The organism is Acidovorax sp. SUPP1855 (genome assembly GCF_030158955.1).
GTDB lineage: Bacteria > Pseudomonadota > Gammaproteobacteria > Burkholderiales > Burkholderiaceae_C > Paracidovorax.
On the sequence record NZ_BQXI01000012.1, the window covers coordinates 62,704 to 75,054 of the forward strand.

Annotated in this window: 8 protein-coding genes; 6 read left to right on the forward strand and 2 right to left on the reverse strand. The window is 59.3% G+C overall.

Translation table 11 applies throughout. The annotated features are described in order from the left end of the window. The first annotated feature begins 1 nt into the window (after position 1). Genes asnB (AVMA1855_RS12610) through AVMA1855_RS12635 form a run of 6 tightly spaced genes read left to right on the forward strand, consistent with a single transcriptional unit; the run spans position 2 to position 8,423 of the window. Positions 2–1,894, forward strand: a complete 1,893-nt coding sequence (gene asnB, locus AVMA1855_RS12610) for an asparagine synthase (glutamine-hydrolyzing) (RefSeq protein WP_284425957.1) — start codon at positions 2–4, stop codon at positions 1,892–1,894. Then, positions 1,891–3,147, forward strand: coding sequence for a hypothetical protein (locus tag AVMA1855_RS12615; protein ID WP_284425958.1), 1,257 nt, complete (start codon positions 1,891–1,893; stop codon positions 3,145–3,147). Before asnB (AVMA1855_RS12610) ends, AVMA1855_RS12615 begins: the two co-directional genes overlap by 4 nt. A 5-nt stretch (positions 3,148–3,152) precedes the next feature. Continuing rightward, positions 3,153–5,039 (forward strand): asparagine synthase (glutamine-hydrolyzing), encoded by a 1,887-nt coding sequence (gene asnB / locus AVMA1855_RS12620; RefSeq protein ID WP_284425959.1) that lies wholly within the window; start codon positions 3,153–3,155, stop codon positions 5,037–5,039. A gap of 6 nt (positions 5,040–5,045) precedes the next feature. Then, complete coding sequence (locus tag AVMA1855_RS12625; RefSeq protein ID WP_284425960.1) at positions 5,046–6,200, forward strand: glycosyltransferase; 1,155 nt, start codon at positions 5,046–5,048, stop codon at positions 6,198–6,200. Positions 6,201–6,204: 4 nt separating this feature from the next. After that, positions 6,205–7,347: a glycosyltransferase gene (locus AVMA1855_RS12630; RefSeq protein ID WP_284425961.1), complete on the forward strand. Its 1,143-nt coding sequence runs from the start codon at positions 6,205–6,207 to the stop codon at positions 7,345–7,347. Then, positions 7,344–8,423, forward strand: a complete 1,080-nt coding sequence (locus AVMA1855_RS12635; RefSeq protein WP_284425962.1) for a glycosyltransferase — start codon at positions 7,344–7,346, stop codon at positions 8,421–8,423. Before AVMA1855_RS12630 ends, AVMA1855_RS12635 begins: the two co-directional genes overlap by 4 nt. 12 nt (positions 8,424–8,435) lie before the next feature. Here AVMA1855_RS12635 and AVMA1855_RS12640 read toward each other — a convergent pair whose 3' ends face one another. Together AVMA1855_RS12640 and AVMA1855_RS12645 are read right to left on the reverse strand one after the other, a co-directional pair. Then, positions 8,436–10,223 carry a glycosyltransferase gene (locus tag AVMA1855_RS12640; protein WP_284426013.1) on the reverse strand — a complete coding sequence of 596 codons (1,788 nt, stop codon included), beginning with the start codon at positions 10,221–10,223 and terminating at the stop codon, positions 8,436–8,438. 74 nt (positions 10,224–10,297) lie between these two features. Further along, a complete protein-coding gene (locus tag AVMA1855_RS12645) occupies positions 10,298–12,295 on the reverse strand; it encodes a tetratricopeptide repeat protein (RefSeq protein WP_284425963.1) in 1,998 nt (665 codons plus the stop codon). Positions 12,296–12,351: the final 56 nt, after the last annotated feature.

Consider the following 12,351-nt stretch of genomic DNA (forward strand, 5'->3'; position numbering starts at 1 on the left):
TATGTGTGGAATTTTTGGCGTCTTGCAAAAGCAGGCCTCTACTAGTCAACTGATTTCCGACGTGGAAATAGGGCTAGAGAGAATTAGACATCGCGGACCTGACGGAAGTGGAGTCTGGGCTTCAACGTCTGGACAGGCAGGTTTAGGACATGTCCGTCTCTCTATCATTGATGTTGAAGCGGGTGCTCAACCGATGCATAGTAGAGATGGGCGCTTTACCATAGTATTCAACGGCGAGATATACAACTATATAGAACTCCGCGAAGAACTTGGAAAAGATTGCTTTTCAACGCATTCTGATACTGAAGTTATTCTGGAGGCATATAGAAAATGGGGCATAGCATGTACCACTCGTCTGCGCGGCATGTTTGCTTTCGCAATCTGGGATGCGAAGGATAAACAATTATTTATAGCTCGGGATCGTTTTGGTATAAAGCCGTTATATTGGACTCAACAAGGCGAGAAGTTCTTTTTTGCTTCTGAGGCAAAAGCTTTATTGCCTTTTATTTCACGTCGAGAATTATCTTCTTCTGCGATATCTGACTATTTCACATTTCAATTTTGTTTGGGTGAAAAGACCTTAATATCTGACGTATATCAAGTGCCGGCTGCTCATGCGGCTATATTGGCTCCCGGTCTTCCTCCTGTATTCGAAAGGTACTGGGAAGTACACTACGATATCGATTATGACCATACGGCTAAATGGTTTGAAGCCAAGCTGCGAGATTTACTCGAGGACTCCGTTAAAATTCATCTAAGAGCTGATGTTGAAATTGGGAGTTATGTTAGTGGTGGAGTTGACTCAAGTTTACTGGCGGCGATGGCCAGGAAATTCAGTTCCCAAAAGAATTTTTCAGCATTTAATGGTCGTTTCCTTGAAGGCAGTCGATTTGATGAGTCAGAGTATGCTAATGCACTAGCTGCTGAGCAAAATATGCAATTGTATATTGTGGATATAGGGGAAATGGATTTTGTCAAAAATATTTCCAGCGTGATATGGCATTTGGATCAACCTGTCGCCGGCCCCGGGGCATTTCCTCAATACATGGTTTCCAAAAAGGTGTCGGAACATGTAAAGGTGGTGCTGGGCGGTCAAGGAGGGGATGAGATTTTTGGTGGCTATGCTCGATATCTTATTGCTTATTTTGAGCAATGCATTAAGGGCGCTATCGAAGGTACTTTGCACGATGGGAATTTTGTCGTTACCTATGAATCGATAATTCCTAGTCTGCAAACATTGCGGCAGTATCAGCCAATGATGCAGGAATTTTTGGCTGAAGGTCTTTTCGGCGAACGGGATGCTCGATACTGGCGGCTGGTCAATCGCTCAAATACCTTTGGTTCGATATTATGTCCAGGGGTGATTGATCACACTGCTACTTACTCTGAATTTCAGCAGATATTTAAGGGGGAAAATGTCGGAAGTGGTTCATATTTCGATGCGATGACACACTTCGACTTTAAAACTTTATTGCCAGCGCTACTGCAAGTCGAGGACCGCATGAGTATGGCGCATGGTGTTGAAGCACGCGTTCCATTCTTGGACCATCCATTGGTTGAGTTTGCTGCGACCATCCCTGCAGATGTTAAATTTCGCGATGGGGAACTGAAGCGCCTGCTGAAATCCGTTTTCTCTGACTTACTTCCGTCAGAGATAAAAAATCGTAAAGATAAAATGGGATTTCCTGTTCCATTGAATCTATGGCTTTCTAAAGATGGACCAGCACGCGAGTACATCGGTGATGTTCTGGGGAGCGCTCGTGCGCGTCAGCGCCCGTATTTGAACGACGGATTCACTGTTGACCAAGTTCTAAACTCTCAATCTGTTTATGGGCGGAATTTGTGGGCGTTGCTAAGCTTGGAGCTTTGGCAAAATCAATTCATTGACGCATGAATGTTCTGATTCTTTACGACCACTTCGAAACCTATACGAACACGGTTTTTGACCACCTTTGCGCCTTTAAAAAATACTCTAAAAACAATCATTTTTATATACATGCGGGGTTGCCCGATGTGCGATTTGATTTTGCTGTTTTCGGTGTAATTTTGATTCATTACAGCGCGCGGGTGGCTTTTGGTCATATCTCAGCTGCGCTGAGGTTGAAAATTTCGGAGCATTCAGGGAAAAAAATATTATTTGTTCAAGATGAATATGATCTAACATCTAATGTTTGGGATGCTATTAATGAATTAAATGTTTCAATAGTTTTTACTTGCGTCCCTCCGCTATACAGGGAAGAGATTTACCCCGCCGCACGTTTTCCTAATGTTCGCTTTATAACTACGTTGACCGGTTATTGTCCTGAGCAGATTCGTGAGACCTCTTCGCCTCCCTTGGCAATAAATCGGCCTATTACTATTGGTTATCGAGGACGGGCATTGCCGTATTTTTACGGGGATCTTGGTCAAGAGAAACTGGAAATTGCAAAGGGTATGCAACTCGCCTGCAAACATCGCGGTATTTCTTGCGACATCGAATGGGACGAAGAAAAGCGTATTTATGGCAGCGACTGGCCTCGTTTCCTGATGGATTGCAAAGCAACTCTGGGGACCGAGAGCGGCGCCAATCGATTTGATTTTGACGGCAGCCTGCGTAAAGCAGTCAACCAGGCACTCGCCAAAAATCCGGAATTGAGTTACGCGGAATTCAAGCAGCGAATGGGTTGGGAGGACGAACAACCCATCATGAATCAAATTTCTCCTCGTTTTTTTGAAGCAATCGCTTTCCGCACGGCGTTGATTCTCTTTGAGGGAAGGTATTCCGGGATCTTGCAACCATGGATCCACTACATCCCTTTGCGCAAAGATTTTTCCAATGTTGACGAAGTAATAGCTGCTGTGTCCGACGACGCTTTGCTAGACCGATTAACCGACAAAGCCTACTTTGATGTTGTTCAGTCCGGCCGTTATACCTATCAAAAGTTCATCACTGAGTACGATGGATTGATCCAGTCGTGCAAGCCTGCTCAGGGCAGCGGCTTGCCTTCAGGGTTACCCGCAGAAATCACCGAACATCCCGTAAGGAAATCCAGGCTGCCTCCGGCGCCGGGACCGTTGCTGGCCTTATGGCATTCCATCCCATGGGCCTTGCGCCGCCCTTTCAATGACGGTGTCAATCGGCTTTGGGCAAAGCTGCATTCAAAGTAATCTGTATGTGCGGTATTGCTGGACTGATTTCCCATAGGCCTGCGGCAGCGCTTGAGAGCCATTTAGCGTCAGCCTTGGCTTGCCTTCGCAGGCGTGGTCCCGACGATCAGGGCATTGAAATCTGGCAGGGCCCTTGTCACAGCGTGGCGTTGGGCCACACGCGCCTGAGTGTTATTGATCTAACGGAGGCGGCCCACCAGCCCATGACCAGCGCAGACGGTCGATTTGTGTTGGTCTTCAACGGAGAAATCTACAACTACCGAGAACTGCGCCAAGCGTTGGAAGCTCGGGGTTGCCGGTTCCGCTCAGCGTCGGACACTGAGGTGTTGCTTCAGGCATGGATTGAATGGGGCGAGGCAGCGTTGCCACGCTTTGTGGGCATGTTTGCCTTCGTACTTCTGGATCAACGGACGGGCGATCTGCATGGTGCGCGCGATGCTTTTGGAATTAAGCCGCTGTATTACCGCGCAGACAGTGAAGGATTGGCGTTTGCCTCGGAAGTGCCCTCTTTGCGAGCCATGCTGCCCCATCCAGCTGAGCTCGACTGGCAGACTTCATACGACTATCTAGTCCATGGCCGTTACGAAACCGGTGAGCGGACTTTTTTCCGGGACGTTTTAGCATTGCCTCCTGGTCAATGTTTTCGCTATTCGTTTGAGTCGCGACAAATGACTCTTCGCTCATGGTGGCGACCGGCCATAGCGGTCGCGCCGCGCTTGTCATTCGATGACGCGGCGGAAGCTCTAAGAAGCCGGCTTCTCGATAGCGTGCGGCTGCATCTGCGCAGCGATGTACCGCTGGGGGCTGCTCTATCTGGTGGCGTGGATTCGTCCGCCATCGTCGGTTGCATGCGGCATCTGGAGTCTGATGCACCGATTCACACGTTCAGTTTCATCGCCGCGAACAGCGCGGTCTCTGAAGAGCGATGGGTGGATCGGGTGAACACTGAAACCGGTGCCACGGCCCACAAGGTGTTCATTCAGCCCAGCGAGTTGGCCGCCGACCTGGATGACATGATTGCCACCCAAGGCGAGCCCTTCGGCAGCACCAGCATCTACGCCCAGTACCGGGTGTTTCAACTGGCGCGAGAGCATGGCATGACCGTGACACTTGATGGTCAAGGTGCCGATGAACTGTGCGGCGGCTATGTCGGCTATCCGGGGCCGCGTGTGCGTAGCCTGCTGGACGAAGGCCAGTGGGCAGGTGCCGTCGCGTTCTTGCGCGAGTGGGGGCGCTGGCCGGGCAGGGCAGGGCTCGAAGGTTTCAAAGCGGCAGTGGCTGAATACACCAGCGAGTTCGCCTATCAAGCGCTGCGCCGCATGAATGGTGCCGATGCTTGTCCGCCGTGGCTGGACGGGCGCGCGTTGGCCGACGCGGGCGTGGCGCTGCGTTTTCCACGCGAAGTACCCGCTCAGACAGCCCCAGGTCGTCGGCTGGTGGCAGAGTTGGCCCGCTCGCTGCATGGCGTCGGCCTGCCTGGACTGCTTCGCCACGGCGACCGCAACTCCATGCGTTTCTCGGTAGAAAGCCGCGTGCCTTTTCTGACGACGGAGTTGGCCGACTTTTTACTGAAGCTGCCTGAAGAATATTTGGTGTCGCCCCAGGGCGAAACCAAACACCTGCTGCGCCGAGCCATGCGTGGCCTTGTGCCGGACGAGATTCTGGATCGTCGCGACAAGATCGGCTTTGCCACGCCCGAGCAAGCATGGCTTTTGCAGATGGCGCCGCAGGTGCGTGAGTGGCTGCGGTATCCGGTGAATTTGCCCTTCTTCCGCCAGGAAGAGGTGCTGAAGGCTTTCGATCAGGTCGTTGCGGGACAGCGCCCCTTCAGTTGGCAGGTTTGGCGCTGGATCAACTTCACGCGTTGGCACGCGCAGCATTTCACGGGTTGAGTTGCTGTGGCCCGTCTGCTGTTGTTATCGCTTTCGCCTATCGCGTCCGATCCCCGCGTGATGCGCCAGTACGAGGCGCTGAGCGACGCGCATGAGGTCCATGTGATGGGCTTCGGCAAGTGCCCACCCGGGGTGCGCCATTTCACGCCTGTGGACCAACCGCATGCGGGCCGCACCGTTCTATTGCGCAACGCCCTGCGGCTGGCTTTTCGCCGCTACAGCGCCTATTACTGGAAGCATCCTCAGATCCAAGCACTGGAGAAGGCTGCGGCGCAAGTTCCGGCCGGATTCGATCTGGTACTGGCCAACGATGTGATGGCCTTGCCGATGGCGCTGCGGCTTGCGGGCAATGCGCCTGTGTGGCTCGACGCGCATGAATATGCACCCCGCGAATTCGAGGACCTGTGGGCATGGCGCATGTTGCTGGGGCCTTTCTTCGATGCTACTTGCCGTGACGCGCTGCCACGCGTGGCGCGCATGAGCACTGTGTGCGCAGGCATCGCGCGCGAGTATGAGCGGTGTTACGGCGTGCCCGTGTCCGTCATGCCCAATTGCCCTGAGCCCCAAGCCTTGCCCGTGCAGCCGACGCGTGCCGACCGCATTCGGCTGATCCACCATGGCGCAGCCATCGCCTCGCGCAAGATCGAGGTGATGATCGACTTGATGGACCATCTGGACGATCGCTTCAGCCTTGATCTGATGCTGATGGAGCAAGACCCGGCGTACCTCGACACCTTGAAGCAACGGGCCGCAAGGCATGCGCGCATCCGGTTCATTCCACCCGTGCCCATGCGAGATATTGCGGCGCACACCAACGGCTATGACGTCGGCCTGTTCCTGCTGCCACCCACCAATTTCAATTACCTGCACGCGCTGCCCAACAAATTCTTCGAATTCATGCAGGCGCGCCTGGCCATTGCCATAGGCCCTTCGCGTGAGATGCAGGCCCTGGTGACGGAGCTTGGCTGCGGCGTGGTCAGCAGCAGTTTCGATGCGGCAGATCTGGCCGCCCATCTCTCGCGCCTCACCGCTCAGGACATCGATGCTATGAAGCGCGCTTCAGACGCTGCCAGCCAGCGCTTCAATGCGGCGGTCAGCCGTCAATGGCTTCGTAACGAGGTGGGCAGCTTGCTGGCCAGCCGTGTCCACACGGTCCGCTGACGCCATGCGTGCGCTGGTTTTAGGCACCCAGTCGTTCATCGACGGCGGCACCAAGGTGGGTTCGCAGCATCTGGCGCAAGCGCTGGCGGCGGCGGGTTGGTCGGTGGACTATGTGCCCACGCTGTCGTCGCCCGTCGACGTGGTGGGCCGCCAGCGCCATGCCCGGCTGGGCAGGGCATGGAGGCATGGGCTGAGGCAGCGTTCGGTGAGCATTTCGCAGGGGCTCACCGAATGGAGCCTTCAGTCGTTGTTTCCTGCGCATCGGCTTTTTCTGCGCTTGCCCTGGCAGTTGACGACGTACGGGCAACGGTGTCCGGCGCCCCTGCGCGATGTGACTTTCGACGCCTGCATTGCCGATGTGGCCCCCAACATGTTGCTGATGCACCAGATCACGGCCCGTGCCAAGGTCTGCCGCCTGAACGACTGGCCGCAGGGGTTTGCACGCGATCTGCATCTGGTGCTCATCAACGGGCTCGAATCCATGGTGAGCGGCCCCGATTTCGACGAAGTGTGGGCCGTCTCTGGCCCCCTGGCGGAATATGCCCGGGCGTTGAATCCGCAGAGCAGGGTGGTGCACATTCCCAATGGGGTGGAGGCGCGGCTTTTGATGTCTGCGGTCCAAGGCCCGGTGGTCCGGCAGCCGCGCAGCGCGGTCTATGTCGGCGGACTCACGGCGTGGCTGGACATCGATTTGCTGTCCCAGGCCGCGCGCTTGCTGCCCGATTGGACCTTCGCGGTGTATGCCCCCGGCGCGCCAGCGCAGCATGGATGGCCTTCGAACCTCCAATGGCGCGGCAGTGTGGGCCGTGCAGAGTTGCCAGCGGTTTTGCAAAGCCATGAAGTGGGCCTGATCCCTTTTTGCGAGGCTGATGGACGCATGCGCTATGTCGAGCGCCCATTGAAGTTCTATGAGTACATCGCCGCGGGATTGGGTGTGGCCAGCACCGATCTGGGCGCACTGCGCGATGGAATGGGCGACCTGGCCTGCTATGGCAACGATGCCCGGACATTCGCCGATGCCGTCGTACAGGCCGGGGCGCAGGCACAGGCACGCCCTGCAAGCTTTGCAAATGACTTCGTGCAAGCCCATGACTGGAGTGCGCGTGCACAGATCATGTTGGCCCGCCTGGAGATGTTGCTGGCATGAAAAACTATCTTTTGTACGACTTCATGCAAGTGGCTGGAGGCGCGGAGCGTGTCACCCTCACGCTGGCCGAGGCCTTTCCGGACTTTCAGACCCTGGTCAGCCGTTGCTACCCAGCCGCCCAACCGCTGCTGGAAGGTTCCTCCGCCAATGTGCAGGAGTTGCGGGGCGGCTGGTCCACTTGCCTCCCCCGCATCCTGGAGAGCATGTGGTGTTTCCGCTTCAGGGCCGAGCGGTTGCGAGAGGTTGACACCGTTCTCTACAGCGGCTTCTATGCCCCCCTGGCGGTTCACCAGCAGCGATCTGGCCGGCGCTTTTACTACTGCCACACGATTCCCCGTTTCGCCTACGACCTGTACGACAGCACGCTGGCGGGTTTCCCGTTCTGGCTCCAGCCGTTCTACGCAATATTCGTGCGGTGGTTTCGCAAGCGGTATGAAGCGGCCATCGACCGGATGGACCGAATTTTCGTGAACTCGGAGAACGTGCGGGCGCGGCTTCGTCGCTATACGGGGTTGGACGCCGAAGTGGTCTATCCCCCAGTGGCTACGCAGCACTTTCAATGTCTGGGCGACGAGGGCTATTACCTCTCTACCGCGCGGCTCGTAACCAACAAGCGGGTCGATGTGATCGTGCGGGCCTTCCTGCAAATGCCGAACCGTTCGCTGGTGGTACTTTCCGGCGGCCCGGAACTGGAGCGATTGAAAGCCATCGCGGGAGATGCGCCCAATATCCGGTTCACTGGCTGGCAGACCGACGAGGCCCTGCGACGCTGGGTTGGCAATGCCCGCTGCGTGATCTATCTGCCGGTGGATGAGGACTTCGGCATGTCGCCCGTGGAGGCCATGGCGGCGGGCAAGCCGGTGATCGGTGTGGCCGAGGGAGGATTGTTGGAGACGGTCGTGCCGGGGCACACCGGCGTGCTCATCGCTCCGAGCCCCACGCCGGAAGCCGTGGTGCAAGCAGTGGCGCAGATCGAGCAGATCCACGGAGCACCGTTGTCTGCGCAATGCCGGCAACGTGCTCAGCAATTCACGAAAGACGCCTTTGTCGCCCGGATGGTCACCATCCTGCGGTAGAGGCTTGGTTATTCAATCCGTCCAGCGGTGGCCGCGCCAGTGCGCGATGCACAGCAGCGATGACACCGCCACGTAGCGCAGGGCATTGGCCCACGACTGAAAAATCTTCGAGCGGTCCACCTTGGCGGTGTGCATCGGTAAGGCGACTTCCTTGATGCGCAGGCCCTGACGCCGCATCAGCAGCAAGGTGCCGATGTCCTGATAGTCGAGCAGCGTGGCCTCGGTGGACACCGCCACTTCGAGGGCCTTGCGGTTGTACAGGCGAAAGCCGGACACGAAGTCGTGCAGCGCAAACCCCGTCAGGAACCGGAACCAGCCCCACGCCAAACGGCGCGCCCAACTGGTCCGGGTCGCGAAATGGCTCACCACCACATCGCCGTCCTGGCGGCGGGACAGCAGGCTGGAGATCTCTTCCACCTCATAGCGGCCTTCCGCATCGATGGTGATCACCGCGTCATAGCCCCGCGACAGCCCGTAGCGAAGCCCCGTCTGCAGGCTGCCCCAGGTGGTCATGGCCAGCAGTGGGCGCAGCACCCACGCGCCCGCGCTCTCCGCCAGATGGCAGGTGCCATCCGTGCTGCGGTTGTCCACCACGAGCACGTCGGCCCCCACCAGCGCGCGAACGCGCTGGATGAGATGCTGGATGCTTGCCGCATGGTTGCGGGTGGAGATCACCACGAGCACGCGTGGATTGGGCGCGGCCGGCGTGCTGCCCAGGGCCAGGTATTGGTATTGGTGCGCCAGTGCGCGTTCGCACTGGGCAATGTCGAAATGCTGGAGCAGCGCCTGGTAGCCCGCCTCGCCGAACTGGATGCGCAGCCGCGTGTCGTGCTGCAGGCGCGCCAGGGTACTGCGCCAGCTCTCCACGTCTTCAATGGGCACATGCAGCCCGGCACGGGCGTAGGCCACCACCCAGGGCATGCCGGAGCCGGGCAGGTCCGTCACCACGCAGGGGCGCTTGTGCATCATGGCCTCCAGCAACACGATGCCGAACGCCTCGGTGCGCTCGCGCGACGCCAGGCAAAAGACGTCGCAGCCTTCCAGCAAGGCGTGTTTTTCCGCATCGAGCACCGAGCCGACCAGGCGCACTGCAGGTTCACGGCCGGCGGGAGTGGTATCCCGGATCAGGGCCTCCAGCGACACCCGCAACTCGCCTTCGCCGGCGATCAAAAGTTCAACCCCCGGCATGGTCTGCACGGCCTGGATCAGGGTCTCGAACCCCTTGTAGTAGGTGAGCCGACCGATGGACAGAAGCCGCAGCTGGGTTTCGGGTCTCCATTGCAGTCCACTGCGCAAGGCGGTGGGCGGGGGAGGGCGGTGCAGGTTGATGCCCAGCGGAATGACCTCGCACTTGCTGCGCCACGGCTGCAGCGCCCGGCTGGCCTCCAGGTAGGGGGGCGACGTGGCGAAAATCAACTGCGCCCGGTCCAGCACCGCGTGCTCGAACGGGCGGTACAGAAAATACGCCATCGCCACGGACAACTTGATGTCCGAGACGACGATGTCGGAATGCCAGTGCACCACGCACGGCACCTTGCGGGCCGCAGGCAGTGTCAGGGCCCACAGCGCAGAGTTGTTGGGCAGGTGCAGGTGCAGCACATCGGGCTGAAAGTGCCGGATGGCCTTTCCCAGCGCCGAGCGAAAGCCCAGGGCGATGGGGGCATAGACCAGGTTGAACTGCACCGGCACCCGCACCAGCCAGGGCGGGTCGTCCGGCAAGGGCGTTCCGTGCACCAGCGCGAACGCCTCGATGCCCTGGGCCCGCTGGGCCTCGATGAGGTCGGCCAGAAACACTTCCATGCCGCCCAGATAGGGCGGAAAGAACTTGCCGATGTGCAGGACGCGCAGTGCCACAGGGGTCTCGCTGCCTCAGGCTATTTCTTCAGGGCCGCCACCTGGGCACGCACCTGCGGGTACTGCGGATTGCGCGGATTGATCGCGATGGCGCGGTCCAGGTCCTTGAGGCTGTCGTCCAGGCGGCCGGCCGCGCGGTGGGCCATGGCCCGCCCGTAGTACGCCGGCGCTGCGTTGGGGGTGCGCGCGATGATCTGGTCGAACAGCGCGATCGCCGCCTTCGCATCGCCCTTGCCCACCTGCGCCATGCCCAGGCCCAGCATCAGGCGCTGGTTGTTGGGGCTGGCCTTCATCAACGCGGTGAAATCGCTGATGGCATCGTCGTACCGTTGCGCGCCGATGGCGGCTTCGGCACGGCGCATGCGCATGGATTCGCGCATGCGCTCGACCTCCTTGTCGGTGATGCCTTCGGCTGCGCGGGTCATGCCCTGGGTGAAGGCGTCATACGCCGCGGCGAACTGCCCCAGCGCGAAGGCGGACTCGCCCCGGTGGTAGTACAGCGGCAGGTCGTTGAATCCCTGCTTTTCCGCTTCTGCGAAGGCCGCCAAGGCTTCGGCGTGCTTCTTTTGCTGCTGCAGCGCGACGCCGATATTGAAGCGGGCGGAGCCCTGCAGCGATCCCAGCGCCTCGGCGGTGGCAAAGCTCTTCTGGGCCTCGGCCACCGAACCGCGATCGAGGTGGTAGGCCCCGAGGTTCAGGAACGGACGCCAGCGGCCCACGGCGCTCGGTGATGCCTGCAGGTCGATCTTTTCGGCCGCATCGCCCCAGGCCGCGTAGTCGTCCCGCAGGGATTCCACCCGCTCGAACGCCAGCAGGCTGAACACCAGGCCCACCATGCAGCCCAGCACGTAAATGGTTTTCGGCTTGAAGCCGGTCAGCACGATGGCGACCAGCACCGGCACGGCGATGGCCCAGAGATAGCTGCGGTAGAGCACGAACGGGTCCTGCACCCACACGGTCGCGAACTCGGTCACGTACAGCAGCAGCGGGAACATCAGCGCCACACCCACGAGGCTCAACGCCCCGCGGCGGCGCAGCACGGCCCAGAGCGCGGCGGCCCACAGCGCCAAATAGCCGAAGATGCCCAGGATCTGCGGGAATGCGGCATACGACAGCGGGAACGCGGGCCGCAGGTCCACCGACATCCACATCACGTTGGGGAAGAACCACAGGAACCCGTAGGCAAAGAAGAGCGCCGCCTCGTTCAGGATGCTGAGCGGGTACATGCGCTGCGTGATCCCCGGGCTCAGGCGCTCCAGCTGCTGGGCGAAGTCCAGCGAGCGCTGGTCGAAGAGCTTGCCGATGAATTCGCCGTAGATGCCGAAAAAGACCACCGCTGCCACCGCGATCAGCGCGGCGGATGCGCCAGCCAGCGTGGCGACCGTCTTCCAGCTCGGGCGGCGGACATGGATATACAGCGGCACGCTCATCGCAGCGACCATGACCGCATGTTCCTTGGACAGCACCGCCGCCACGTAGCTCAGCAGGGCCAGGCCATACCAGAGCACGCCCCGGCCGGACAGGCCCCGCACGAAACACCAGCACGCCAGCACCGAGAACAGCGTGGCCATGACGATCGAGCGCTGCACCAGGTACGCCACGGCATACACCGCCATGGGATTGACCGCGAACAGTGCCACGCCCACCCGCACCGCCGCCTGTTGCGACAGGCCGAAATGCGGCTGCGATTCGAATTCCTCCGGGAAGCGCGTGCGGGCCAGCAGGTCGCGCACCAGCGCATACAGCGCGGCCACCGTGGCCAGGTGCAGTGCAATGTTCACGAGCCGCTGCTTGCCCCAGCCGGGGCCAGCCAAGGAGTCCACCCAGATGAAGCTGCCATATGACAGCATCCGCTGCTTGAAGGTGAGCAGGCTGCCGTAGCTACCGAAGATCGCGCCGTCGGAAAGCCGCAGATCGTCGAACAGCAACGCATGGTTCCAGCCGGGCAGGTAGATGGCCAGCACGGCCGCCAGAACGGCGATGCCGAATACAGCAAGGGAAATGGACGGTTTGGCCATGGGCGGATAGAAAGCAGGTGGACGGGCGCAGCGGTGCGTGACAGTGCGCGCAGGCA